Genomic DNA, 24,471 nt, shown 5'->3' with positions numbered 1-24,471 from the left:
CGCCGCCCGTGCCGGTCCAGCAGTCCGGCTGCGGGTGGGGCGGGGCTGGGGGCGGGCCCGGTGCTGCGCAGCTGCGGGATGCCCAGGGAAACGCTCATGACACCGCCTCGATGGTCGCGTCCGGCCCCCCGAGGCCCGGGGGCGCCGCCGCTGAGCCGGCGAGGTCACGGAGCAGGGCCGCGGCGACGCTGATCGCGATCACCGCGGGGGCCTTGCCGGGGATGCCGGGGAGCCCGATGGGGCACGTGATGCGGTCCACGGCGCCCTCCGGGTGCCCCTCCGCGCACAGGCGCTGCCGGAAGCGGGCCCACTTGGCCCGGGAGCCGATCAGCCCCACGGTGCCCAGGTCGCCCCGGCGCAGCGCCGCGTCGCACAGCACGAGGTCCTCGGCGTGGTCGTGGCTCATGATCAGCACGTGCGCTCCGGCCGGCAGCCCGGCCAGGACGTTCTCCGGGGCGGGGCTGTGGTGCAGGTGGACGTGCGCGGTCCCGTCGGTGACGTCGGCGAGCCGCGCGGCGTCCAGCTGGCCGTCGCGGCTGTCCACCAGGTGCAGGTGCAGGGGCAGCCGGGACAGCACCCGGGCGAGCTCGTGGCCCACGTGGCCCATGCCGAACACCGCCACCGCCGGCCGGGCGCCCTGGGGCTCGAGCAGGACGCTGACCACGCCCCCGCAGCACTGCCGGCCGTGCTCCACGGCGGCGTGCTCGTTGAGCGAGAACGTCAGCGTCTCCGGGACCGTGGACCCCGAGGCGAGCAGCGCCCGCGCCCGGTCCACCACGGTGGCCTCGAGGTTGCCCCCGCCCACGGTGTCCCACGTGGCGGTCCCGGCCACGACCATCTTGGCCCCGGCCTCCCGGGGGGCGTGCCCGCGCACCTCCGTGACGGTGGCGAGCACCCCCGGCGCGCCCGCCGCGCGCAGGTGCTGCAGGGCGTCCAGCCAGTCCACGTCAGTGCGCCGCCGTGGTGGCCGGCGCGGGAGCCGCCTCCGCGCCGGCGGTCAGGGCCCGGCGCGCCTCCTGGACCGCCCAGAACACCGCCTCCGGGGTGGCCGGGCTGGCGAGCCCGACGCTGCGGGCGCCGGGGCCGAAGGCGGCCGCGGCCTCCCGCAACGCCTCGCGCACGCTGAAGGCCAGCATGAGGGGCGGTTCCCCCACGGCCTTGGACCCGTAGACGACCCCGCTCTCGGTGGCCTGCTCGAAGAGGTGCACGTTGAACTCCTCGGGCATCTCCGAGAAGCTCGGCAGCTTGTAGGTGCTCGCCGCCTGCGTGGCCAGCCGGCCCCGGTGCGGGCCGTCGGAGACGTCCCAGCGCAGCTCCTCGAGCGTGAGCCAGCCCGCCCCCTGCACGAAGCCGCCCTCGATCTGCCCGACGTCGATCAGCGGGGAGAGGCTGTCGCCGACGTCGTGCACGATGTCGGTGCGCAGCAGCCGGTAGGCGCCGGTGAACCCGTCGACCTCCACCTCGGAGACGGAGGCGCCGTAGGAGAAGTACTTGAACGGCTCGCCCTGCATCCGGGCGCCGTCCCAGTGCAGGCCCTCGGTGCGGTAGTACCCGGCCGCCCACAGCGAGATCCGCTGGAAGTAGGCGTCGTGGGCGAGCTGGGCGAAGGAGATCTGCCGGTCGTGGAAGCCGATCCCGGTCACCGTGCCGTCGACGAACCGGACGTCGTCGGGGTGGATGTCGAACTTGCGGGCCGCGACCTCGGCCAGCCGGCCGCGGATCTGCTCGCAGGCGTTCTTCACGGCCCCGCCGTTGAGGTCCGCCCCGGAGCTGGCGGCCGTCGCGGAGGTGTTGGGCACCTTGTCGGTGCGGGTGGGTGCGAGCCGGACGGTCTCCAGGGGCACGCCGAGGGCCGTGGCCGCGACCTGCCGCATCTTGGTGTGCAGCCCCTGTCCCATCTCGGTGCCGCCGTGGTTGATGAGCACGGACCCGTCCTTGTAGACGTGCACCAGGGCGCCGGCCTGGTTGAAGGCCGTGAGGTTGAACGAGATGCCGAACTTCACGGGGGTGACCGCGAGCGCCCGCTTGGTGTCGGGGTGGGCGGCGTTGAACGCCGCGATCTCCTCGCGGCGGCGCTCCACCTCGGCCCGGTCGAGCAGCTGCGTCCAGATGGTGCGCAGCCGCTCGGCGTGCCGGACGGGCTGGCCGTAGGGGGTGGTCTGGCCGGGGACGTAGAGGTTGCGGTGGCGCAGCTCCGTGGGGTCGACCCCGAGCAGGGGGGCGCAGCGGCCCATCACCTCCTCGATCACCAGCATGCCCTGGGGCCCGCCGAAGCCGCGGAACGCGGTCTGCGAGGTCTTGTGGGTCTTCGCGATCCGCCCGTGGACCTGCACGTGGGGGATCCAGTAGGCGTTGTCGATGTGGCACAGCGTCCGCTGCAGCACGGGCTCGGAGAGGTCCAGGCTCCACCCGCCGTCGCTGGTGACGGTCGCCTCGAGGGCCTGCAGGCGGCCGCTCTCGTCGAAACCGGCCTCCCACCGGGCGTGGTACGGGTGGCGCTTGCCGGAGAGGGTGATGTCCTGGGTCCGGTTGAGCCGCAGCCGGACCGGCCGGCCCGTGAGCACCGATCCGAGGGCGGCGACGGCGGCGTAGCCGTGCGGCTGCATCTCCTTGCCGCCGAACCCGCCGCCCATGCGCAGGCACTGCACGGTGACCTCGTGGCTGTGCAGGCCCAGGACGTGGGCGACGATCTCCTGGGTCTCGGTGGGGTGCTGGGTGCTGCAGTGCACCAGGACCTGCCCGCCCTCGTCGACGTAGGCGAAGGACGCGTGGGTCTCGAGGTAGAAGTGCTCCTGGCCGCCGAACTCCAGCTCCCCGCTGAAGCGGTGGGCGGCGGTGGCCAGGGCCGTGGCGGTGTCCCCGCGGCTGACGGTGGGCCGACCGCCCTGGAAGCTCCCGGCCTCGACGGCCTCCGCCACGGTGACCAGCGACGGCAGCGGCTCGTAGTCGGCCTCGACGGCCTCGGCGCCCAGCCGGGCCGCCTCCAGCGTCTCGCCCAGCACCCAGCACACCGCGTGCCCGTGGAACATGACCTCGGAGGGAAACAGTGGCTCGTCGTGCTTGGTCCCGGCGTCGTTGACGCCGGGCACGTCCGCGGCGGTGAGCACCCGGACCACGCCCGGGACGGCCAGGGCCGGGCCCGTGCGCAGCTCCCGCACCAGGGCGTGGGCGTGCGGGGCCTGCACCGGCCAGGCGTGCAGCACGTCCTGGTGGCGCACGACCAGGTCGTCGGTGTACAGGGCCGTGCCCGTGACGTGCAGGGCGGCGCTCTCGTGGGCGACGGGCACGCCCACCACGGGGTTGACGGGGCGGTCGGCGAGGGACGTCATCGGGACACCTCCGGGTCGGGAGCGGACGCGTTCTGCGCCCAGAACTTGAGCAGGGCCTGCTCGAGCATGGCCGTGCGGTAGCGGGCGCTGGCCCGGTGGTCGTCGATCGGGGTGCCCTCGCCGGCCAGCGCGGCCGCCGCGGCCAGGACCGTGTCGCGGTTCCACGGCGCGCCGCTGAGCAGCCGCTCCGGGCCGCGGGCACGGATCGGGGTGGCGGCCACGCCGCCCAGGCCGATCCGCGCGGAGGTGACCGTGCCGTCCTCCACGTGCACGGCGATGCCGACGGCCACGCTGGAGATGTCGTCGAAGCGCCGCTTGGCGATCTTGTGGAACGCGCTGTGCCGGGCCGCCGGCAGGGGGATCCGCACGGCGCGGATGATCTCCCCGGGGCGGCGGACGCTGCGCCGGTACCCGGTGTAGTACTCGTCCAGGGGGACCTCGCGCTCGCCCCCGGCGGAGGCCAGCACCACGGACGCCCCCAGGGCCAGCAGCGCCGGGGCCGAGTCCCCGATGGGCGAGCCGGTCCCGAGGTTGCCGCCGAACGTCGCGGCGTTGCGGATCAGGCGGGAGGCGAACTGCGGGAAGAGCTGGTCCAGCAGCGGCACCCGCCCGGCGAGGCCGCGCTCGACCTCGGTCAGGCTCAGGGCCGCCCCGACCTCGACCCGCTCCGCTCCCACGTCGAGCGTGCGCAGCTGCTCGAGCCGGTCCACCGCCAGGGTCAGCCGCGGGCGGGCGTGCTGGATGTTGACGCCCACGCCGGCGTCCGTGGACCCGGCGACCAGCTGGGCCTCCGGGTCGCCCTCCAGGTGCTCGAAGAGCTCCTCCAGGGAGCCGGGGCGCACGAAGCGCGCGCCGCCGGCCTCCACCCGGGTGGGCGGGGCCGGCTGCGCGGGCCGGTCCTGGCGTCGCAGCAGCGGGTCGGTCCCGGCGGGCTCGCCTAGTGCGTAGGCGGCGTCGCGGATGGGCCGGTAGCCCGTGCAGCGGCAGAGGTTGCCGCTGAGGGCGTGCAGGTCGAAGCCGTTGGGCCCGCACTCGTGGCCGGCCGCGTGCTCCTCGCCGACGACCTCGGTGCCGGTGCGCGTCCCGGCGGCGGCGCCGGTGGCCTGGCGCTCGGGGCGGTAGTACTCGGCGGCCATGGAGCAGACGAAGCCGGGGGTGCAGTAGCCGCACTGGGAGCCTCCCCGGACCGCCATCTCCTGCTGGACGGGGTGCAGCGCCGCCGGTGTGCCGGTGCCGCCCGCGGTGCCGAGGCCCTCGGCGGTGACGACCTCCTGGCCGTCGAAGGCGGCGGCGGGGGGCAAACACGCGTTGACAGAGGTCCACCGGCTGCGCCCCTCGCCGTCCGGCCGGGCGACCAGCACCGCGCAGGCACCGCACTCGCCCTCGGCGCAGCCCTCCTTGGCGCCGGTCAGGCCCTCGCCGCGCAGCCAGTCCAGCAGCCGGGTGTGCGGGCCGACCCCGGCACCGTCCCGGGCCCGACCGTTGACCGTCACTCGGATCTCGCTCATGCCTTGTGCTCCTCCATGCCTGCGCGGAAAGGGTTCTGCCGGCGGGCGCGGGACGACCGCCCCCCGGTGCTCGGGTGCTGCGGGTCCTGCCTCGACAGGACGCCGGACGCCGCGGCGCGCGCGGGGGCCTTAGGCACGGCGAGGGCGGGCGGCCTGCTCGACGACGCGGCCCGCCGGGGCACCTCCGGTGCGGGCGTGCCGCTCCGCGCGGCGCGCGGGGCCGCGGACTCCGGGGCGGGGTGCCGGCGAGGGGCGTCGACGCCGCCCCGGCCGGTGCGGGCCTCTCCCGGGCACGGGTGCGGCGGCCACCTCCGGGCGGAGCGGTGGTGGCCTGTCGGCGGCGCGGTGTGGGTCATGGCGATGAACTCCTCGATGCGGGCCACTGGCCGCGACGTGGAGTCAGGTGGTTCCCCTGGGGTACCGGGAGCTCTCTGGCGGCGGGCCAGTGCGATTCGTGGTTGCTCGCCCGGTAGATAGTCCGTCGAGGACCCGCCGTGGGCTGTCTCACACCCTAACCACGCCGCCGTGCGCCCGCAACAGTCTTCCCGCCGCGCGCCGTCATGCACGAGCGCGGAAGAATTCTTCCACGATGTGTTGTGGATCACGTCGGGCTGCTCTACGTTGGCCTCAGCCAATGGCGGGCCCCGGTCGAACGGGGCTATCTACCGGGCATGATCTGACAGCCGGGCGGACCCGCCGACGACAAGCCGTTCCCCGGGTCCCCCCACGATCCGTGAGGACCTGAGCATCATGTCGACCACCCACGAAGCCACGTCGCGCACCCGGACCCACCTGGAGCGCGCCGTCGATCTCGCGGCGGAGAACGCCGCCGGCGACGGCGGGCCGTTCGGCGCCGTCGTCGTGACCGCCGACGGGCGGGAGTTCCCCGCCGTCAACCGCGTCACCGCGGAGCACGACCCCACGGCGCACGCGGAGGTCATGGCCATCCGCAGCGCCTGCCGCGAGCTGGCCACCTTCGACCTCGGCGGCGCCGTGCTCTACAGCAGCTGTGAGCCGTGCCCGCTGTGCCTGTCCGCGGCCCTGTGGGCCCGGCTGGACGCGGTGTACTTCGCCGCCGACCGTCACGACGCCGCGGCCGGCGGCTTCGACGACGCGCAGTTCCACGAGTTCTTCGCCCAGGGCGCGCAGGAGCGGGACCGAGCCCTTCCCGTCCGGCACGTCGCCCTCGCCACGCGCACGGAACCGTTCGAGGCCTGGGCCGGCAACGACCGGCGCACCGCGTACTGAGCCGAGCACCCCGCCGCCCCGGTCGGCTCCCACCGGGACCATCAGATCTGGACACTTCACGGACGAACCCGCCCGCACCGGACGGCCCGGGAAAAACAGAGGATCGCCGGACCTTGCGCCGCAGCGCCGACGCCTGCGCGCCGAAGGAGGCTCCTGCCATGTCATCGACCGCATCTGGCCACCAGGACAACGACCGCCGGACCCGCCGCGACCGCCCGGCGGGACCGGCGCCCGCACCCGGCCCCGAGGACGAGAGGCTCCCGCTGGGACGCACCACCGCCTACGGCTTCCAGCACGTCCTCACCATGTACGGGGCCATCGTCGCCGTGCCCCTGATCATCGGACAGGCCGCCGGCATCTCGGGCGAGGAGATCGCCCTGCTCATCAGCTCCTGCCTGCTCATGGGCGGGATCGCCACGATCCTGCAGAGCTTCGGGGCCCCCTACCTCGGGTCCCGGCTGCCGCTGGTCCAGGGGGTCTCCTTCGCCGGGGTGGCCCCCATGCTTGCGATCCTCGCCGGGGGCAGCGACCTGACCACCATCTTCGGGGCCGTCCTCGTCTCCTCGGTGGTGGGCTTCCTGCTCGCCGGGGCCTTCTCCCGCGTCCTGCGGCTGTTCCCGCCGGTGGTCACGGGCACGGTGATCACGGTGATCGGCATCTCCCTGCTGCCGGTGGCGATCTCCTGGGCCGCCGGCGGCGGGGAGGGCGGGGCCGCCGACCCCCGCAGCCTGGCGCTGGCCGGCATCACCCTGCTCATCGTGCTGGTGCTCTCCAAGGTGGGCGTCGGGATGATCTCGCGCCTGTCCATCCTGCTGTCCTTCGTCCTGGGCACGGCGGTCGCGACCACGATGGGCATGGTCGACTTCTCCGGGGTGGGGGAGGGTGGGATCGTCACCTTCCCGACGCCGCTGGCCTTCGGCCCCCCGAGCTTCGAGGTCGCCTCGATCATCTCGATGCTCATCGTGGTGCTGGTCACGATGACCGAGACCACGGCGGACATCCTGGCCGTGGGGGAGATCACCGGGGCCAAGGTCGACTCCCGGCGGGTGGCCAACGGGCTGCGGGCGGACATGCTCTCCTCCGCGGGGGCGCCGCTGCTCAACTCCTTCACCCAGACGGCCTTCGCGGCCAACGTCGGCCTCGTCGCGGTGACGGGCATCCGCAGCCGCTTCGTGGTCACGGCGGCGGGGATCATCATGGTCGGGCTGGGCATGTTCCCCGTCGTCGGGGAGGTCGTCGCGGCCATCCCCACGCCGGTGCTGGGCGGGGCGTCGATCGTGCTCTTCGGCACGGTGGCCTCCTCCGGGGTCCGCACGCTGGGCAAGGTGGACTTCAACCACTCCATGAACCTCGTCATCGTGGCGGTCGCCTTCGCCTTCGGCCTCGTCCCGGTGGCCGCGCCCCAGTTCTACGCCGGCTTCCCCGCCTGGGCCCAGACCATCCTCGGCTCGGGGATCAGCGCCGCGGCGATCGTGGCCATCGCGCTCAACCTCCTGTTCAACGAGCTGGCCGCCGGCAACTCGGAGCACCCGTCCGCCGTGGCGGCGGCGCCGGTCCGGGTCGTCCGGGCGGACACCCTGGCGCACCTGCGGGAGGGCGACCGGATCGGGAACGGCACCGTGGTGGACAGCGACGGGTCCGAGGTGGCGGTCGTGGCGGAGCACCACTTCGACGACGTCCGGAGGATGATCGCCGACGGGGAGATCACCCACACCGGACAGATCCGGGCGATCCTTGCGGCGAAGGACGCGACGTCCTGAGCGCACTCCTCGGCCGCGGCCTCCCGGAGCGCCGGGCCCGCGGTGCTCTCCGCCCCCGCCCGGCACGCCGCCGGGCGGGGGCGGGCCGCATCCCCGTGCCGGACGGCGTGCCGGGCCCGGCGGGCGGGGCGGCGCCCGATCAGCGCCCGTTCCCCGGCCGAGGGCCGGGGAACGGGCGGGACCTCAGGCGTGCACCAGGCGGTGGGCCGCGGCGGTGTGCTCGGCCGTGAGCGCCTCCACGTCCAGGCCGGTGATCGCGCCGCCCTCCACGAGCCAGCGCCCGCCCACCATGACGCGGTCCGCCCGGTCCGCGCCGCACAGCAGCAGCGCCGAGAGCGGGTCGTGGGAGCCGGAGAAGCGCAGTCCGTCGAGCCGGAACATCGCGAGGTCCGCCTGGGCGCCGGGCCGCAGCACGCCCAGGTCCGGGCGGCCCAGCAGGCGCGCGGAGCCGGCCGTGGCCCAGCCCAGCGCGCGCTGCGGGGTCACGGCCTCGGCCCCGTAGCGCAGCCGCTGCACGTACAGGGCCTGACGGGCCTCCAGCACCAGGTTCGAGGCGTCGTTGGAGGCCGAGCCGTCCACTCCGAGGCCCACGGGGCAGCCGGCCTCCTCCAGCTCCACGGCCCGGCAGATCCCGGAGGCCAGGCGCATGTTGGACGTGGGGCAGTGGGCCACGCCCACCCCGGCCGCCCCGAGGCGGGCCAGCTCGGCGTCGTCGAAGTGGATGCCGTGGGCCAGCCAGGTCCGGTCGGTGAGCCAGCCCGTGGACTCGAGGTAGTCGACGGTGCGCAGCCCGAAGCGCTCCCGGCAGAAGTCCTCCTCGTCGACGGTCTCGGCCAGGTGGGTGTGCAGCCGCACGTCCAGCTCGCCGGCCAGCACGGCGGTGTCCCGCATGATCTCCCGCGTGACCGAGAAGGGGGAGCACGGGGCCAGGGCGATCTGGGTCCGGGCGCCGTCGCCGCGCTCGTGGTGGGTCTCCACCAGCCGGGCGCTGTCGGCGAGGATGACCTCCGCCTCCTGCACCGTGTGCTGCGGGGGCAGTCCGCCGTCCCGCTCGCCCAGGCTCATGGACCCGCGGGAGAGCACGGCCCGCATGCCCAGGCTGCGCGCGGCCTCGACCTGCACGTCGATCGAGTCCTCCATGCCGCCCGGGAACAGGTAGTGGTGGTCGGCGGCCGTGGTGCAGCCCGACAGCAGCAGCTCCGCCATCGCCACCGTGGTCGCCAGCTGCAGGTCCCGGGGGCGCAGGCGCGCCCAGACCGGGTAGAGGTCCCGCAGCCACGGGAACAGGGGGACGCTGACCACGGGTGCCCAGGCCCGGGTGAGCGTCTGGTAGAAGTGGTGGTGCGTGTTGATCAGCCCGGGCACCACCACGTGCTCCCGGGCGTCGAGGACGGCGCACGGGGCGGCCGGGACGCCGCCCGCGGGGACCAGCTCCACCACGGTGCCGGAGGCGGTGTCCACCACGACGCCACCGGCGGTCCGCTCCGAGGCGTCCTCCCCGGTGTACAGGGCCAGGGGGTCGCGCAGCCACAGCAGGTGGGAGCCGGGGTCGGTGGTGTGGGTGTGCACGGGGTGCTCCGATCGGTCGCAGGATCTCGTTCCCGGCGCCGTGGCCCCGGGTCCTTCCGAGGGCGGCACGCGGCGCCGCCAGCTCAGTGAGGTCCTGTCTGCTGATCCAGGAGACCGCTCGTGCGGTCCCGGCGACCTTAACACCGGTGTGCGCTGCGCCACAAGCCGGTGACGGTGCCGGCGGTGCCGTGCCCGGGGCGGCCCGCGAGTTCTTCACGGAATCTTGAGACGGGCGCAACCCGGGCGCAAAGTGCAGCGGGAATCCTGGGCTCACCATGGTCCCGCGGGCGGGGCCCGGGCGCGGCCCGGATCCGGACCCCCGGGACCTCCGGGGCGGGCCGGGGAGATCGGGGGACCCATGAGCTGGACGACCAGGAGGGAAGGGCCCGCCCCGGCGGGCGCCGCGGGCGGCGCCCGCCGGTCCTCGGGGTGGGCGGCGGGTCTCGACGCCGCCCGGGGGCTGGTGCTGATCGGACTGGTGACGGCGCCGGTCCTGCCCGGCGCCGCGGCGGCGGGGCCGGGCTGGTCTCCCCTTGTCCTGCCGGGGCACGCGGCGGCAGCGGTCGCCCTGCTGGCCGGCGTGGGGCTGGCGCTCGGCTCCGGGGGCCGGTTCCCGCACGAGGGCCGCTGGCTGGCCGCCGACCGGGTGGGAACGGCCGTGCGGGCGGTGCTGGTCGCCGTGCTGGGCCTGGGAGTCTGGGCGCTGCTGCCCGAGGGCGTCCCGGCAGGCGGTGTGCTGGTCTACTACGCGGTGCTCTGCCTGCTGGCGATCCCGTTCCTGCACCTGTCCGCCACGGCCCTGTTCGTCGGTGCGGCGGTCTGCTGGGTCCTGGCCCCGCTGCCGGTGCACACCCTGGGGGTGCTCCTGCCGGTGGACCCCTCCTCCGCCCCCACCTCCGCCGGTGCGGGGGGCGGGCCGGCGGGGTCGGTCCCGCGGCTCCTGCTGATGAGCACGCACCCGGCCCTGCCGTACCTGGCGTGTCTCCTGGTGGGACTGGGCCTGGGGCGGGTGCGCCTGCGCGACCGGGCGGTCCAGGTCCGTCTGCTGGTGCTGGGGGCGGGGCTGGTCCTCCTCGAGCTGACCGCCTCGGCGCTGCGCCACGCCGTCGGCGGGGGCGACCGGGGTCCGGGGGCCCGTGGGACGGGCGGGGACCTGCCGGCCACGATGCCGGTGTGGGGTGCGGGCGCGTGGCCCACCGACCTCGTGGAGTGGCCGGCCATCGCGGCGGTGCACACCGGCCCGCTGTGGGCGGTCGTGCCCGGGCTCGGGGCGGGCCTGCTGGTGCTCGGGGGCTGCCTGCTGGTCTCCCGGAGGTCCGGGGCCTGGCTGCCGGCGCTGTCGGCGCTGGGCGCCACGGCCCTGACCCTGTACACCGCCCACCTGCTGGCGCTGTCCGTCGGGCTCCGTGACGACCGCTCCTTCCTCTGGTACGCCGTGCCCCTGGTGGCCGTGGCGCTGGTCGCCCTGCACTGGCATCGGGCGCTGGGCCGGGGCCCGCTGGAGCAGGCGGTCGACGCGAGCGTGCAGGCGACCCGCCGGGCCGTGCTCCACCGCTCCCGCCGGACGTGATCGCCGGACCTGATCGCCGGACGGGACGGTCCGCCGCGGGCCGGGCACGCCACGGCGGGGCCGGCCTCGCCGGGCCGGTTCCCCGGCCGGCCTCCGCCGGGATCCGGGGCCGGGATCCCGGATCCAGGGCTCGGGAATAACCTCGCGCGGTCCCGGCTTGTACAGGATGCTTCAAATTTGTAGAACCTGCGGTGCCCGTCGGGACGGGGGCCGCGGGAGACCAGGAGGGCGACATGCAGTTCGGCATCTTCACCATCGGGGACGTCACCGAGGACCCCACCACAGGGCGCACCCCGACCGAGCACGAGCGGATCAGGGCCACGGTCGAGATCGCGAAGAAGGCCGAGGAGGTGGGGCTGGACGTCTTCGCCACGGGCCAGCACCACAACCCGCCGTTCGTGGCCCCGGCGAACCCGCCCATCCTGCTGGCCGCCGTCGCGGCGCAGACCGAGCGGCTGCTGCTGTCCACGGCCACGACGCTCGTCACCACGACCGACCCGGTGCGCATCGCCGAGGACTACGCATACCTGCAGCACCTGTCCGGCGGCCGGGTGGACCTGACGATGGGCCGCGGCAACACGGGCCCGGTCTACCCGTGGTTCGGCCAGGACATCCGCCAGGGCATCCCCCTGGCGGTCGAGAACTACAGCCTGCTCCACCGGCTGTGGCGGGAGGACGTGGTCGACTGGCAGGGGCGGTTCCGCTCTGCCCTGCAGGGCTTCACCTCGACCCCGCGCCCGCTCGACGACGTGGCCCCCTTCGTGTGGCACGGCTCGATCCGCTCGCCCGAGATCCCCGAGCAGGCCGCCTACTACGGCGACGGGTTCTTCCACAACAACATCTTCTGGCCCGCCGAGCACACCCGGCGGATGGTCGACTTCTACCGGCAGCGCTACGAGCACTACGGCCACGGCTCCTACGACCAGGCGATCGTGGGGCTGGGCGGGCAGGTGTTCATGCGGCGGAACTCCCAGGACGCGGTGCGGGAGTTCCGGCCCTACTTCGACAACGCCCCGGTCTACGGCCACGGGCCCTCCCTGGAGGACTTCACGGCCCAGACCCCGCTGACCGTCGGCACCCCGGAGCAGGTGATCGAGAAGACCCTCTCGTTCCGCGACTACGCCGGCGACTACCAGCGCCAGCTGTTCCTCATCGACCACGCGGGCCTGCCCCTGAAGACCGTCCTGGAGCAGATCGACCTGCTGGGCGAGGAGGTCGTGCCGGTGCTGCGCCGGGAGTTCGCCGCGCTCAAGCCGGCCCACGTGCCGGAGGCGCCGACCCACGCCTCGCTGGTGGCCCGCCACCGCGCCGGCCAGGACCCGGTGCCCGGCGGCGCCGCGGACTCGCCCGCCGGGCGGGCCCGCGCCGAGCAGGGCGAGGGCGCCGCACGCGACGCCCGCACCGCCCAGGGGGCCCGCCGATGAGCACGACGACGCCGCCCCGGGCGCCCGCGGCCGCCGGCGCGGCCCACCTGGTGGTGGTCTCGGCCGGGATGTCCGACGCCTCCTCGACCCGGCTGCTGGCCGACCGGCTCACCGGGGCGACCCGCGACGCCCTGGGCCCGGCACCGGTGCGGATCACCCGCGTGGACCTGCGCCCGCTCGCCCACGCCATCACCGACCACCTGCTGACCGGCTTCCCCGCCCCGGACCTGCGGGAGGCGCTGGAGGCGGTCGTCGGCGCGGACGCGCTCATCGCGGCGACCCCGACGTACAAGGCCTCCTACGCGGGGCTGTTCAAGTCCTTCTTCGACCTCGTCGAGGACGGCGCGCTGGAGGGCCTGCCGGTGCTGGTGGCCGCCACCGGGGGCTCCGCGCGGCACTCGCTGATGCTCGACACCGCCCTGCGCCCGCTCTTCGCCCACCTCAAGGCGCTCGTGCTGCCCCTGGGGGTCTACGCGGCCACCGAGGACTGGGCCGGGGAGGAGCTCCAGGGGCGCGTCCGGCGCGCCGGCGCGCAGCTCGCGGCGCAGCTCGCCCCCGGCCGCGCCCGGTTCGCTGCGGCCGCCGAGGAGGCCCCGGCGGCCGCAGCGGCGGCCCCGCCGCGGGGCGACGTGTTCGCCGACGTCCCGGACTTCGCGGACCTGCTCGCCCGGGCCGGGCGGTGAGCGAGCCCGGAGCAGGCGACCGGGGCGCGGCCGGGCGCCCGTGGGACGTGTGGCAGCTGTTCTTCGAGACCTCCGCCCTGCTCACCACCGAGCTGGAGACCCGCCTCAAGGAGCACGGCTGCTCGCTGATGGACTACCAGGTGCTCCTGCTGCTGCGCGACGCGGACCACCACCGCCTCCGGATGGGGGAGCTCGCCCAGCGGCTGGTCTTCTCCCCGAGCCGGCTGAGCTACCAGATCGGCGTGCTCGAGAAGCGCGGGTGGGTCCGGCGCCGGCCGTGCCCGGAGGACCGGCGCGGGCTGGAGGCGGAGCTCACCGCCGAGGGGCTGGCCGCCTTCCGCCGCCTCCGGCCCGCCCACGCCCGCGACGTCGAGGAACTGTTCCTCGACGTCCTGGAGGGCGACGACGCGCAACGGCTGCGGGCCGTCATGGAGCGCGTCGCGCGGAGGGTGCGCCCCTCCTGAGCCCGTGCCCCCGCGTCAGTCCTCGGGGAGGTCGGCGAAGGCCTGCTGCATGTCGCGGTACCAGCCCAGCGACTGCTTCGGGTGCCGCCAGCGACCCCGCATGGCGTCGCGGGCCTCCTGGTGGTCGGTGCTCCCGGCCCGCACCGCCTCCCGGAGACGGCGGTCCTGGGCGGCGATGACGTCGTCGGCCGTCTCGCCGCGGTGCCCGAGCTCGCAGGGCCCTCCCAGCTGGCGGCAGGTCATGGTCTTCATCGTCGGTTCCCTTCCTCCGGCCCGGCGGTCCCCGGCGGCTCGATCCCGGGCGCGGGAACCGGGGTCCGCGCCTTCGGCCGGTCCAGGCGCAGCCGGGTGGTCACGGTGGTCAGTCAGGCGGGCGGATTCGCGATCTCGGCCGCCGTTCTGCACCGTTCGCGCCGCCCCGTCCCGAGGGCCGGCCGGACCCGGCGCCGCGCTGCGGCGCCGGGGCTCACCGGCGGCGCCGGGCGGTGCGCACGCCGAGGACCACGGCGGCGAGGACGACGAGGGCGCCCAGCAGCTGGAGGCCCGGGGAGTCGTCGGCCTCGCCGTAGACGATGCCGGCGGCGCCGATCGCCAGGCCGAGGAGGACCAGCAGGGCGGGGACGACGAGTCTCACGGGCTCTCCTCCGGGGCGTGGGGCGGGGGGTCGGTGGGGTCCTCGACCCACTCGAGCAGGTCTCCGGGCTGGCACTCCAGCACCCGGCACATGGCGTCCAGGGTGGAGAAGCGCACCGCCTTGGCACGGCCGTTCTTCAGCACGGCGACATTGGCGGGGGTGAGCCCGACCCGGTCGGCGAACTCGCCGACGCTCATCTTGCGCTTGGCGAGCTCGACGTCGAGGCGCACGACGATCGGCATCAGATCACCGCCTCCATGTCGGTGCGCAAGGTGGTGGCCCGGCGCAGCAGCGCCCGCATCACCACCATGAGCAGCCCGAGCACGGTGACCCCGGTCAGCATCAGGAACAGCAGCAGCGGCAGGCCGGGGTCGCCGGCGTTGAAGCCGACGAAGAGGAACACGCCCAGCAGCACCGCCCACGCGGCGGCGACCGCCCAGACGATCGCGTCCACCCATGCCAGGGAGGCCGTGCTGAAGATGCGGTCGTTCTTGACCAGGGTGAGCAGCTTCCAGGTGCACACGATCACCACCTGCGCGCACAGCACCCAGAACACCGTCACGGCGGTGGCCGGCCATCTCAGGTACGCCATCTCGGGGTTCTCCCGGGCCATGTGCGCGAACTGCCCGGGCAGGGACATGACCTGGAACAGCACCAGGATCCCGAAGAGCAGGGCGAGGAAGACCCGCAGGGCGGCGACCGCCCGGTGTTCAGCAATCATGCATCGAGTTTCACTCGGTATCTATCGATTGTCAATAAGGGAGCCGATGCTGCTCCGGCGGAAGGGCGACCGGGCCGGGCGCACAGCGCCCGGCCCGGGGCCGTGTCAGGAGCGCAGGTCGCGCGGGGGCCAGTTGCTGAAGGCCTTGGGTCGGGCGGGCGCGTACGTGCGGATCTTCGAGGTGGTCAGCCCCAGCCGCACGAGGGACTCGGCGACCGTCACGGCCGCCGCGACGCCGTCGACCACGGGCACGCCGGTGCGCTCGGCGACCTTCGCCTTCAGGCCCGCCATCCCGCCGCAGCCGAGGCAGATGACCTCGGCGCGGTCGTCCCGCACGGCGCGCAGCGACTGGTCGAGGATGGCCTGGACGGCGGCGTCGGGGTCCGACTCCAGCTCCAGGACGGACATCCCGCTGGCCCGCACGGAGGCGCAGCGGTCGGTGAGCCCGGCCAGCTTGAGCCGGTCCTCGATGAGCGGGACCGTGCGGTCGAGGGTGGTCACCACCGAGTACTTGTGGCCCAGGTACATGGCGGTGCCGGCCGCGGCCTCGGTGATGTCGACGACCGGGACGTCCAGCAGCTCCTGCAGCCCCTCCCGGCCGTGCTCGCCGTAGCCGGCCTGGATGACGGCGTCGAAGGGCTCGGAATAGGCCTTGACGGTCTCCATCACCGCGATCGCGGCCAGGTAGCTCTCGTAGTTGCCCTCGACGGACTCCGCCCCGAACAGCGGGGTGAGGGGCACGATCTCCGTCCCGGGCGAGGCCGCCACCGCGGCCTCGCGGCCGATGGAGGCGGTCATGGAGGCGGTCGTGTTGACGTTGACCACGAGGATGCGCATGGTGGGGTGCCTTTCAGTCGGGGATCCGGTCGTCGTCCGTTGCGTCGGACCGGGTCAGTGTTTGGGGGCCACCGCGATCGCCTCGCCGTCCACGGCGTGGAAGGTGGCGTGGCGGTCGGAGATCAGCAGGTAGATCGCGGCGGCGAGGATCGCGCCGACGAACCAGGAGAAGCCGGCGATGAAGGTGAAGGCGGGGGCCAGCGCCAGGACCAGGGCGACGACGGCGGCCGGTGTTCCCGCGATGATGGCCTTGCGGTTGACGCCCCGGGTGTAGGCGTACTCGCCGTCGGGGGACTCGATGTACAGGTCCGGGATGTTGACCCGGCCCTTCCGCACCAGCCAGTAGTCGGCCATGATGACGCCGAACAGCGGGCCGAGCAGGGCGCCGAGGCCGCCGAGGAAGTACACGATCACCACGGGGGAGTTGTAGAGGTTCCAGGGCAGGATGACCAGGCCGATCACCGCGGAGATGATGGCTGCCCGGCGGAAGTTCAGGGCCCGGGGGAAGAGGTTGGCCAGGGTGTAGATGGGGGCCACGAAGTTGGCCATGAGGTTCACGGCGACGGTCAGGATGATCAGGGCGAGGCAGGCCAGGACCAGCAGGAACGTGTTGGGGATGGCGTTGACGACGTCGGTGGGGGACTCGATGATCGTTCCGTCGATGCGGTACTGGGCGCCGGCGAGCACCACGACGATGGCGGCGAAGAAGAGCATGTTGATGGGGATGCCGTAGAAGTTGCCGCGTACCACGGAGCGCTCCGAGGGGGCCCCGCGGGTGAAGTCGCAGAAGTTCAGCACGAACGTGCCGTAGATGACCACCCACAGGGCGGCGGACTGGAGGATGCGCACCCACATCTCCGCACCGGTCAGGGAGTCCGCCGTGGACCAGGCGATGGACCCGCCGGCCTCCAGGAACATCCAGACGGCCAGGGCGAGCATGGTGATCAGGATGACGGGTCCGGCGAAGGCCTCGTACTTGCGGATCATCTCCATGCCGAAGCTGACGATGACGACCTGGACGATCCACAGGGCGACGAACGAGATCCAGCCCAGTGTCGAGAGGCCGAGGAACGAGTTCGTGTCCAGCGGTGCCAGGGACGGCGCCAGGGCCAGGATCAGCACCCGGAGCACCATCGAGGCCAGGTAGGTCTGGATGCCGAACCAGGCGATGGCCACGCCGCCGCGGACGATGGCGGGGACCTGGGCGCCCTTGACGCCGAAGGCGATGCGGCTCATGACGGGGAACGGCACCCCCGTGCGCTCGCCCATGAACCCGGAGAGGTTCAGGAGCAGGAACAGCAGCACGGCGCCGAGGAGGAAGGCCAGCATGATCTGCCACGCGCCCAGGCCCAGGGCGAAGAGCCCGATGGCGAACGCGTAGTTACCCAGGGAGTGCACGTCGTTGGCCCACAGGGTGAAGATGCTGTAGGCGTGCCAGGTGCGGCCCCTGCGCGTGGTGGGGGCCAGGTCCGGGTTGTAGAGCCGGGGGCTGACGCCCGTGGGGATGGGGCCGGTGGTGCCGGGGACGTGGACGGCCGCCTCCACGGCGGGGTCACCCGTGCCCCAGGGCTCCGGGGCGATGAGGTGCGTGTGTCCGCGCTCGGCGGGCGAGTCAGGAGCGTGCTGCTGGGACATGGTGCGGATCTCCCTGCGGTGATGAAGGGTGGGGCCCTGAAGCGGGCGGAGTCGGCCTGGGGCAGAGGGCCGCCGACGTGGTGCCGGTCGTGGGATGCTCGCCTGTCGAGACCGTAATTTCATATTACGGAATTACCATTCCGTGCTATGAAACGACTGTAGATGTGGCCCGGGACACAGTCAACCCTTTCTGAAACCCTGATTTCGTGTCCGGTACCGCCTGCTCCCGGCCTGTGGGAGGACCTGTCAGGCTCCCGTCAGCTCTCGCCCCGGCGGATCAGTCGTCCTCGGGGCGTCGTGAAGTCCACGGGCACCCCGCGCAGGAAGGTCCTGCGCACCTTCCCGGACAGGGCCTTCCCCTGGTACGGGGTGATCGGGTTCTTGTGGTGCAGCCGCCCGGCGTCGACCACGAACGCGTCGTCGGGGGCGAAGACCACCAGGTCCGCGTCGTAGCCCAGGGCCAGCCTGCCCTTGGACCGCAGGCCGGCCCGCTGGGCGGGTCGCGTGGACATCCACTCCACCACGCGCCCCAGGTCGATCCCGCGGCGGCGTGCCTCGGTCCAGATCAGGGACAGGCCCAGCTGCAGGGAGGAGACCCCGCCCCAGGCCACGCCGAAGTCGCCGTTGTCCAGGTCCTTCAGGTCCAGGGTCGAGGGGGAGTGGTCGGAGACTATGAAGTCGATGGTCCCGTCGATCAGCCCCTGCCACAGCAGCTCGCGGTTGCCGACCTCCCGCACCGGCGGGCAGCACTTGAAGGCGGTCGCGCCGTTGGGCACCTCCTCCGCGAGCAGGGTGAGGTAGTGCGGGCAGGTCTCCACCGTGATGTCGAGGCCGTCGCGCTTGGCGGTGGCGAGCATCGACAGCGCGTCCGACGAGGACAGGTGCAGGATGTGCGAGCGTGCCCCGGTCCACCGGGTTCGCTCGATCACCTCGGCGATCGCCAGGTTCTCGGCGCCGCGGGGCCGGGACCGCAGGAAGTTCTCGTAGACGTCGCCCTCGGGGTGCGGGGCGCGGTCGATGGCGCGGGAGTCCTCGGCGTGCACGATCATCAGGGAGTCGAAGGTCTTGATCTCGGCGAGGTCCTCCTCCATTTCGTCGGCCTCGAGGTGCGGGAACTCGTCCACGCCCGAGTGCAGCAGGAAGCACTTGAAGCCGAAGACGCCGTCGTCGTGCAGCTCGCGCAGGTCCGGCTTGTTGCCCGGGATCGCCCCGCCCCAGAAGCCGACGTCCACGAAGACGTTGTCCTGCGCGAAGAGCCGCTTGTACTCCAGGGCGGGGGCGTTGACCGTGGCCGGGATCGAGTTGAGCGGCATGTCCAGCACCGTGGTCACCCCGCCGGCCGCGGCGGCCCGGGTCGCGGAGGCGAAGCCCTCCCACTCGGTGCGGCCGGGCTCGTTGATGTGCACGTGGGTGTCCACCAGCCCCGGCAGCAGGCTCTCGTCGTCGGCCAGCTCCACGACCTCGCGGCCGCGCAGACCGGCGCCGAGGGGTTCGACGGCCACGATCCGCCCGCCGCGCACCCCGACCTCCCGGGGGGCGAAGTGGTCGCCGCACGAGACGTTCTGCCCGCGCACCACGAGGTCGAACTCCCGGTGGTCGCCGGCGAAGGTCCCCTGCTCGTCCGCTCCCGTGCGGGGGGCGTCGGCGGCGTCCTCGGGCAGGTCGTGCTCGCGCCGGTACTCGGCGATCAGGCGGCGGACGCGCTCGGGGTCGTTGACGTTCTCGCTCACCGCGAGCCGGTGGGCCTGTTCGGCCTCCACGGCGTGCTGCGCGGCGCCGGGGCCGGTGGCCGCGCGCGCGGAGCCCTCCTGGGCGATCGCGGCGGGGTCCTCGGGCAGCTGCTGCGGGCGCCCCGCGGCGTCCGCGGTGGCGCCCCCGTCCTCCGCGGGCGGCTGCTCGGGGCTGCGCCGCGGCTCCTGGTCGGCGTCGCGCCTGCCGCCCCGAGCGGGAGCCTGCGGCTGCTGGGGCGTCTTCTTCTCGGTCATGGAGGTTCCTTCGGGTCGTCGGCGTCCGCACCGGCCGCCGGGTCGGTCAGTCGGTCTGGGTCCCGGCGAGCAGCTCGGGAAGGTCGCGGGCGAGGCGGGCGCCCACCTGTTCGAGCAGCCGCCCGGCCTCCCGCATGCACGTGCGGGGGTCCGGCTCGAGCTCGGTGAGGGCGTAGGCGCGCCGGAACCCGGCCTCGCGCAGCACGTGCGGCTCCAGGGTGGTCCGCCCGCAGACCGCGACCGCGGGCACGCCCGCGGACCGTGCGGTCTCCAGCACGCCCAGCGGCGTCTTGCCGCCGAGGGACTGCTCGTCCAGGCTGCCCTCTCCGGTGACCACGAGGTCCGCGCCGGCGAGCCGGTCCGCGAGGCCGACGAACTCCAGGACCACCGCGACGCCGGGACGGCGGCGGGCGCCGAGCACGGCCAGGGCCGCGAAGCCCACGCCGCCGGCGGCCCCGGCCCCGGGCGCCTCGGCGGCGCGCGCGGCGCCGGGGCCGAGGACGTCGGCGAGCCGGTCCCGGAGGACGGTCAGGGCGGCGTCGAGGGCGCGCACCGTCCCGGGGTCCGCGCCCTTCTGCGGGCCGAAGACCGCGGCGGCGCCGCGCTCGCCCAGCAGCGGGTGGTCGACGTCGGCGGCCAGGACGAACTCGGTGCCCGCCAGGCGCGGGTCGAGGTCGGTGAGGTCCACGCGGGCCAGACCGGCCAGGGCGGCCCCGCCCCGGCCCAGCTCCTCGCCCGCGGCGTCCAGCAGCCGGGCCCCCAGGGCCTGCAGCAGCCCGGCCCCGCCGTCGGTGCAGGCGCTGCCCCCGACGCCGAGGACCACGCGCTCGGCCCCGGCGTCGAGGGCGGCGCGGACCAGTTCCCCGGTGCCGCGGCTCGTCGCGCCGCCGGCGTCGAGAGCGGGCTGCCCGCTCCCGTCCACGGGCAGGGCCGCGAGCCCGGAGGCGAGGGCCATCTCGACCACCGCGGTGCGGTCCCGCAGGGCGAACTCCGCCTCGACGGGCTCGCCGACGGGGCCGGTGACGGTGACGGGCGAGGCGACGAACCCGGCGCCGAGGGCGGCCTCGAGGGTGCCCTCCCCGCCGTCGGCCACGGGCAGGCGGACCACCTCGGCGCCGGGGTCCACCGAGCGGATCCCGGTCTCGAGGGCCGCGGCCACGTCGGGGGCCTCCAGGGAGCCCTTGAACTTGTCCGGGGCGACGACGATGCGCACGTCCGTCCTCCTGTCTGGTCGGTGCCGGCGCGGTGCCGGCGGGTCAGTCGAGCAGGGCGATCGCGGTGGGGGCGTCCTCGCCGCGCTCGGCCAGCTGCTCGAACTCCACCACATTGTCGATCTCCGTGCCCATGGAGATGTTGGTGACCTTCTCCAGGATGACCTCCACGACCACCGGGACCCGGAACTGCTGCATCAGCTCGTGGGCCTCGGCGAAGGACTCCTGCAGCTTCTCCGGGTCGGTCACCCGCACGGCCTTGCAGCCGAGGCCCTCGGCCACCTTCACGTGATCCACACCGTAACCCTCCGTCTCCGGGGAATTGACGTTCTCGAACGCCAGCGACACGTTCTGCTCCATCTTGAACCCGCGCTGGGACTGGCGGATCAGGCCCAGGTAGGAGTTGTTCACGACCACGTGCAGATAGGGCAGGTTGAACTGGGCGCCGACGGCCAGCTCCTCGATCATGAACTGGAAGTCGTAGTCCCCCGAGAGGGCCACCACGGTCCGCTCCGGCTGGGCGCGCACCACGCCGAGGGCCGCGGGGGCGGTCCAGCCCAGGGGCCCGGCCTGGCCGGCGTTGATCCACCGGCGCGGGCCGTACACGTGCAGCAGCTGCCCACCGGCGATCTGGGAGAGCCCGATCGTGGAGACGTAGGTGACGTCCTTGCCGAAGGCCGAGTTCATCTCCTCGTACACACGCTGCGGCTTGATCGGCACCTGCGTGAAGTGCGTCTTGCGGTGCAGGGAGCCCTTGCGCCGGGCGCAGTCCAGCACCCACGGGCCCCGGTCCGGCACCAGCCCGCGGTCCTTGCGCTCGCGGGCGACCTCGAGCAGGACGTCCAGGGCCGCGCCCGCGTCGGAGACGATGCCCAGGTCCGGGGCGAAGACGCGCCCGATCTGGGTGGGCTCGATGTCGACGTGCACGAACGTGCGGCCGGCGGTGTAGACGTCCAGGCTGCCGGTGTGCCGGTTGGCCCACCGGTTGCCGATGCCCAGCACGAAGTCCGACTCCAGGAACGTCGCGTTGCCGTAGCGGTGGGAGGTCTGCAGGCCGACCATGCCCGCCATCAGCGGATGGTCGTCGGGGATGGCGCCCCAGCCCATCAGTGTGGGGATCACGGGGACGTCGAGCAGCTCGGCCAGCTGGACCAGCCGCTCCGAGGCGTCGGCGTTGATGATCCCGCCGCCGGCCACGATCAGCGGGCGCTGCGCGGCGAACATCAGGTCCAGGGCCTTCTCGGCCTGGATCCGGGTGGCCGCCGGGCGCTCGGGGCGCATCGGCTCGTAGGCCTCGATGTCGAACTCGATCTCGGCCAGCTGGACGTCCAGCGGCAGGTCCAGCAGGACCGGTCCGGGGCGGCCGGAGCGCATGAGGTGGAAGGCCTTCTGGAACGCCCCGGGGACCTGGCCGGGCTCCAGCACGGTCATCGCCATCTTGGTCACCGGCGCCGCGATGGCGGCGATGTCCACGGCCTGGAAGTCCTCCTTGTGCAGCTTCGCCACGGGGGCCTGGCCGGTGATGCACAGGATCGGCACGGAGTCCGCCCAGGCGGCGTAGAGGCCGGTGATCATGTCGGTGCCGGCGGGGCCGGAGGTGCCCACGCAGACCCCGATGTTGCCCGGGGCCGCCCGGGTGTAGCCGTCGGCCATGTGCGAGGCGCCCTCGACGTGCCGGGCGAGGGTGTGGCGGATGCCCCCGTGGGCGCGCATCGCCGAGTAGAACGGGTTGATGGCGGCGCCGGGCAGGCCGAAGGCCTCGGTGGCGCCCTCCTTCTCGAGGATGGCGACGACGGCGTCGACCGTGCGCATTCTGGCCATGGTGAACTCCTTGGAAGCAGGACCCGGGGTCGGGTCGGGAGGCGGTGGGGTGGGTGGGTCAGCGGCCGGAGCGGCCGGAGAGCTCCTCGGTGAGCTTGAACAGCCCGGAGTGGTCCAGGCCGCCGTCGCCGCGGGCCACCGTGGCGGCCACGAGCTGGGCGACGAGCGCGCCCAGCGGGACGGTGACCCCGGCCTCGCGGGCGGCGGCGGTCACGATGCCCATGTCCTTGTGGTGCAGCTGGAGCCGGAAGCCGGGGTCGAAGTTGCGCTCCAGCATCTTCCGGCCCTTCTGGTCCAGGACCTTGGAGCCGGCCAGGCCGCCGCCGAGGACCGTCAGCGCGGCGTCCGTGTCCACCCCGTAGGCCTCGAGGAAGACGACGGCCTCCGCGAGGAGCTGGATGTTGCCGGCCACGATGAGCTGGTTGGCGGCCTTGACGGTCTGCCCGGAGCCGGCGGGACCCACGTGGACGACGGTCTTCCCGACGGCCTCGAGGACCGGCCGGGCGGCCTCGAAGTCCGCGGCCTCGCCCCCGACCATGATCGACAGCGCGGCGTCGATCGCGCCCTGCTCGCCGCCGGAGACCGGGGCGTCCAGCGGGCGCAGGCCCGCGCGGGCGGCCTCCTCCGAGAGCCGGGCGGCGACGTCCGGGCGGATGGAGCTCGCATCGATCCAGATCGCGCCCTGCTTCGCGTGGGCGAGGACGCCGTCCTCGCCGGTGACGACCTCCTCCACGTCGGGGGAGTCCGGGACCATGGTGATCACGACGTCGGCCTCCCGCACGGCCTCGGCCACGCCGGCGGCGCCCCGGCCGCCGGCCTCGACGAGCTGGGCGACCTTGTCCGGGGAGCGGTTGAAGCCGACGACGTCGAAGCCCGCGGAGACGAGGTTGCGGGCCATGGGCAGGCCCATGATGCCGAGGCCGATGACGGTGACGCTGCGGATGGCGGCGGGGGCGGTGCCGCCGGCGGCGGGGGTGTTCGCGGTGCTGGTCATGGTGTGCTCCTCGAGGTGCTGGTGGTGTCGGAGAGGAAGGGGATCAGGCGCCGGTGCGGGTCGCGGGCCGGGGAGAGAGCCACGCGAAGGGGTCCTCCTGGGAGGCCTTGTACTCCAGGCCCACGCGGCCGGTGTAGCCGAGCGCCCGGCTGCGGTCGATCCACCGCTGCAGCGGGAGCTCGCCGGTGCCGGGCTCGTGGCGGCCCGGCGCGTCGGCGATCTGGAGGTGCGCGAAGTCCGCCGCGTGCTGCTCGATGACCGCGGCGACGTCGTCGCCGTTGACGGCCAGGTGGTAGAAGTCGGCGAGCAGCCCGATGTTGTCCGCACCGGCCCGCCGGACCTCCGCGATGGTGTCCAGGGCGTCCTGGGCGGTCTTCAGCGGATAGGCGGGCGCGCCGGAGACCGGCTCCAGCAGCACCGTGCCGCCGATGCGCGCGACGCCCTGCGCGGCGGTCACGAGGTTCTGCACGGCCAGCGCGTCCTGGGCCTCGGGGGTGTGCTCGGGCTGCCGGTTGCCGTAGAGGGCGTTGAAGGCCGTGCAGCCGGTGCGCTCGCCGATGGCGGCGACCACGGCCACGTTCTCCGCGAACTCCGCCTCGCGGCCGATCCAGGACACGAGGCCGCGGTCCCCGCCGGGCATGTCACCGGCGTTGAAGTTCAGCCCGCTCAGCTGCACGCCCGCGTCCTGGACCGCCGCCACGAAGGCGTCCACGTCGCGGTCCGCGGGGACCGAGGTCGCGAAGGGCCACCAGAACTCGACGGCGTCGAAGCCGGCCGCCCGGGCCGCCGCAGGGCGCTCGAGCAGGGGCAGGTCGGTGAGCAGGATGGAGCAGTTCACGGTGTACGACATCGGGTCCTCCTGGGCCGGGGAGCGACGCGCTGCAAGCGTCTTTCGTATTGCGGAAGTTTGTTTTCTTTGTACGAAAAGACTACGACGGGATGTGATCCAGGTCAACGTGCTGGTGAAAACTCTTTTTCATGATGCGGAATATAGGGACATGGCGCGCGTGGTGCCGCACGTGGAAGGACCCCGCACCACCACGGCGAGGAGGCGGTGCGGGGTCCGGTCGGGAGGGCG

General features: G+C 74.0%; 21 protein-coding genes. 6 read left to right on the top strand and 15 right to left on the bottom strand.

Annotated elements, in window-relative coordinates:
• Window positions 1–94: 94 nt before the first annotated feature.
• The 3 genes from xdhC to ACWCOM_RS11170 are packed head-to-tail and all read right to left on the bottom strand — an operon-like array spanning window position 95 to window position 4,837.
• Window positions 95–946 (bottom strand): xanthine dehydrogenase accessory protein XdhC, encoded by an 852-nt coding sequence (xdhC, locus tag ACWCOM_RS11180; protein WP_454548820.1) that lies wholly within the window; start codon window positions 944–946, stop codon window positions 95–97.
• 1 nt (window position 947) lies between these two features.
• Window positions 948–3,329 (bottom strand): xanthine dehydrogenase molybdopterin binding subunit, encoded by a 2,382-nt coding sequence (xdhB, locus tag ACWCOM_RS11175; RefSeq protein WP_454548819.1) that lies wholly within the window; start codon window positions 3,327–3,329, stop codon window positions 948–950.
• The gene (locus tag ACWCOM_RS11170; protein ID WP_454548818.1) at window positions 3,326–4,837 is read right to left on the bottom strand and encodes a xanthine dehydrogenase small subunit; all 1,512 of its coding nucleotides are present in this window, start codon (window positions 4,835–4,837) and stop codon (window positions 3,326–3,328) included. The genes xdhB and ACWCOM_RS11170 overlap by 4 nt, the downstream gene beginning before the upstream one ends.
• A gap of 750 nt (window positions 4,838–5,587) precedes the next feature.
• On the opposite strand from ACWCOM_RS11170, the gene ACWCOM_RS11165 reads away from it, so the two are divergent.
• Both ACWCOM_RS11165 and ACWCOM_RS11160 read left to right on the top strand, forming a co-directional pair.
• Window positions 5,588–6,085, top strand: a complete 498-nt coding sequence (locus ACWCOM_RS11165) for a nucleoside deaminase (protein ID WP_454548817.1) — start codon at window positions 5,588–5,590, stop codon at window positions 6,083–6,085.
• A 158-nt stretch (window positions 6,086–6,243) separates the two neighbouring features.
• On the top strand, window positions 6,244–7,845 hold the full coding sequence (locus tag ACWCOM_RS11160; protein ID WP_454548816.1) for a nucleobase:cation symporter-2 family protein: 1,602 nt from the start codon (window positions 6,244–6,246) through the stop codon (window positions 7,843–7,845).
• 183 nt (window positions 7,846–8,028) lie between these two features.
• On the opposite strand, the gene ACWCOM_RS11155 is transcribed toward ACWCOM_RS11160, so the two are convergent.
• Window positions 8,029–9,414: an 8-oxoguanine deaminase gene (locus ACWCOM_RS11155; RefSeq protein WP_454548815.1), complete on the bottom strand. Its 1,386-nt coding sequence runs from the start codon at window positions 9,412–9,414 to the stop codon at window positions 8,029–8,031.
• 358 nt (window positions 9,415–9,772) lie between these two features.
• Between ACWCOM_RS11155 and ACWCOM_RS11150 the strand changes: the two genes are divergently transcribed.
• The 4 genes from ACWCOM_RS11150 (at window position 9,773) to ACWCOM_RS11135 (ending at window position 13,555) form a co-directional block, all read left to right on the top strand.
• On the top strand, window positions 9,773–10,984 hold the full coding sequence (locus ACWCOM_RS11150) for a hypothetical protein (RefSeq protein ID WP_454548814.1): 1,212 nt from the start codon (window positions 9,773–9,775) through the stop codon (window positions 10,982–10,984).
• Between the two features lie 233 nt (window positions 10,985–11,217).
• A complete protein-coding gene (locus ACWCOM_RS11145; RefSeq protein WP_454548813.1) occupies window positions 11,218–12,408 on the top strand; it encodes an LLM class flavin-dependent oxidoreductase in 1,191 nt (396 codons plus the stop codon).
• Window positions 12,405–13,091 carry a CE1759 family FMN reductase gene (locus tag ACWCOM_RS11140; protein ID WP_454548812.1) on the top strand — a complete coding sequence of 229 codons (687 nt, stop codon included), beginning with the start codon at window positions 12,405–12,407 and terminating at the stop codon, window positions 13,089–13,091. The genes ACWCOM_RS11145 and ACWCOM_RS11140 overlap by 4 nt, the downstream gene beginning before the upstream one ends.
• On the top strand, window positions 13,088–13,555 hold the full coding sequence (locus ACWCOM_RS11135) for a MarR family winged helix-turn-helix transcriptional regulator (RefSeq protein WP_454548811.1): 468 nt from the start codon (window positions 13,088–13,090) through the stop codon (window positions 13,553–13,555). Before ACWCOM_RS11140 ends, ACWCOM_RS11135 begins: the two co-directional genes overlap by 4 nt.
• 15 nt (window positions 13,556–13,570) lie before the next feature.
• Here ACWCOM_RS11135 and ACWCOM_RS11130 read toward each other — a convergent pair whose 3' ends face one another.
• From ACWCOM_RS11130 to ACWCOM_RS11080, 11 genes are all read right to left on the bottom strand, one after another.
• Window positions 13,571–13,807 carry a hypothetical protein gene (locus tag ACWCOM_RS11130; RefSeq protein WP_454548810.1) on the bottom strand — a complete coding sequence of 79 codons (237 nt, stop codon included), beginning with the start codon at window positions 13,805–13,807 and terminating at the stop codon, window positions 13,571–13,573.
• Window positions 13,808–14,021: 214 nt separating this feature from the next.
• Window positions 14,022–14,189, bottom strand: coding sequence for a hypothetical protein (locus ACWCOM_RS11125; protein ID WP_454548809.1), 168 nt, complete (start codon window positions 14,187–14,189; stop codon window positions 14,022–14,024).
• On the bottom strand, window positions 14,186–14,431 hold the full coding sequence (locus ACWCOM_RS11120; protein WP_454548808.1) for a helix-turn-helix domain-containing protein: 246 nt from the start codon (window positions 14,429–14,431) through the stop codon (window positions 14,186–14,188). The genes ACWCOM_RS11125 and ACWCOM_RS11120 overlap by 4 nt, the downstream gene beginning before the upstream one ends.
• Complete coding sequence (locus ACWCOM_RS11115; protein ID WP_454548807.1) at window positions 14,431–14,910, bottom strand: DUF2975 domain-containing protein; 480 nt, start codon at window positions 14,908–14,910, stop codon at window positions 14,431–14,433. The genes ACWCOM_RS11120 and ACWCOM_RS11115 overlap by 1 nt, the downstream gene beginning before the upstream one ends.
• Before the next feature lie 105 nt (window positions 14,911–15,015).
• Window positions 15,016–15,747, bottom strand: a complete 732-nt coding sequence (locus tag ACWCOM_RS11110) for an aspartate/glutamate racemase family protein (protein WP_454548806.1) — start codon at window positions 15,745–15,747, stop codon at window positions 15,016–15,018.
• 54 nt (window positions 15,748–15,801) lie between these two features.
• Window positions 15,802–17,382, bottom strand: a complete 1,581-nt coding sequence (locus ACWCOM_RS11105) for an NCS1 family nucleobase:cation symporter-1 (protein WP_454548805.1) — start codon at window positions 17,380–17,382, stop codon at window positions 15,802–15,804.
• 257 nt (window positions 17,383–17,639) lie between these two features.
• Window positions 17,640–18,959 (bottom strand): allantoinase AllB, encoded by a 1,320-nt coding sequence (gene allB / locus ACWCOM_RS11100; protein ID WP_454548823.1) that lies wholly within the window; start codon window positions 18,957–18,959, stop codon window positions 17,640–17,642.
• 454 nt (window positions 18,960–19,413) lie between these two features.
• A complete protein-coding gene (locus tag ACWCOM_RS11095; protein ID WP_454548804.1) occupies window positions 19,414–20,580 on the bottom strand; it encodes a glycerate kinase in 1,167 nt (388 codons plus the stop codon).
• A gap of 43 nt (window positions 20,581–20,623) precedes the next feature.
• Window positions 20,624–22,399: a glyoxylate carboligase gene (gene gcl / locus ACWCOM_RS11090; RefSeq protein ID WP_454548803.1), complete on the bottom strand. Its 1,776-nt coding sequence runs from the start codon at window positions 22,397–22,399 to the stop codon at window positions 20,624–20,626.
• A 58-nt stretch (window positions 22,400–22,457) separates the two neighbouring features.
• Window positions 22,458–23,393: a 2-hydroxy-3-oxopropionate reductase gene (locus ACWCOM_RS11085; RefSeq protein ID WP_454548802.1), complete on the bottom strand. Its 936-nt coding sequence runs from the start codon at window positions 23,391–23,393 to the stop codon at window positions 22,458–22,460.
• 43 nt (window positions 23,394–23,436) lie between these two features.
• Window positions 23,437–24,243, bottom strand: coding sequence for a hydroxypyruvate isomerase family protein (locus ACWCOM_RS11080; protein ID WP_454548801.1), 807 nt, complete (start codon window positions 24,241–24,243; stop codon window positions 23,437–23,439).
• Window positions 24,244–24,471: the final 228 nt, after the last annotated feature.

This window comes from Kocuria sp. KH4, from assembly GCF_053711175.1.
The sequence above is the reverse complement of the archived record's forward strand: the minus strand, read 5'-3'. Positions and strand labels throughout refer to the sequence as shown.

Bases quoted from the DNA above. Each gene is read 5' to 3' on its own strand.
- ACWCOM_RS11165 (WP_454548817.1), top strand. From the start codon at position 5,588: ATGTCGACCACCCACGAAGCCACGTCGCGCACCCGGACCCACCTGGAG.
- ACWCOM_RS11115 (WP_454548807.1), bottom strand. From the start codon at position 14,910: ATGATTGCTGAACACCGGGCGGTCGCCGCCCTGCGGGTCTTCCTCGCC.
- ACWCOM_RS11080 (WP_454548801.1), bottom strand. From the start codon at position 24,243: ATGTCGTACACCGTGAACTGCTCCATCCTGCTCACCGACCTGCCCCTG.
- xdhB (WP_454548819.1), bottom strand. From the start codon at position 3,329: ATGACGTCCCTCGCCGACCGCCCCGTCAACCCCGTGGTGGGCGTGCCC.
- ACWCOM_RS11150 (WP_454548814.1), top strand. From the start codon at position 9,773: ATGAGCTGGACGACCAGGAGGGAAGGGCCCGCCCCGGCGGGCGCCGCG.
- ACWCOM_RS11130 (WP_454548810.1), bottom strand. From the start codon at position 13,807: ATGAAGACCATGACCTGCCGCCAGCTGGGAGGGCCCTGCGAGCTCGGG.
- ACWCOM_RS11170 (WP_454548818.1), bottom strand. From the start codon at position 4,837: ATGAGCGAGATCCGAGTGACGGTCAACGGTCGGGCCCGGGACGGTGCC.
- ACWCOM_RS11160 (WP_454548816.1), top strand. From the start codon at position 6,244: ATGTCATCGACCGCATCTGGCCACCAGGACAACGACCGCCGGACCCGC.
- ACWCOM_RS11145 (WP_454548813.1), top strand. From the start codon at position 11,218: ATGCAGTTCGGCATCTTCACCATCGGGGACGTCACCGAGGACCCCACC.
- ACWCOM_RS11120 (WP_454548808.1), bottom strand. From the start codon at position 14,431: ATGCCGATCGTCGTGCGCCTCGACGTCGAGCTCGCCAAGCGCAAGATG.
- ACWCOM_RS11140 (WP_454548812.1), top strand. From the start codon at position 12,405: ATGAGCACGACGACGCCGCCCCGGGCGCCCGCGGCCGCCGGCGCGGCC.
- ACWCOM_RS11110 (WP_454548806.1), bottom strand. From the start codon at position 15,747: ATGCGCATCCTCGTGGTCAACGTCAACACGACCGCCTCCATGACCGCC.
- ACWCOM_RS11085 (WP_454548802.1), bottom strand. From the start codon at position 23,393: ATGACCAGCACCGCGAACACCCCCGCCGCCGGCGGCACCGCCCCCGCC.
- gcl (WP_454548803.1), bottom strand. From the start codon at position 22,399: ATGGCCAGAATGCGCACGGTCGACGCCGTCGTCGCCATCCTCGAGAAG.
- ACWCOM_RS11105 (WP_454548805.1), bottom strand. From the start codon at position 17,382: ATGTCCCAGCAGCACGCTCCTGACTCGCCCGCCGAGCGCGGACACACG.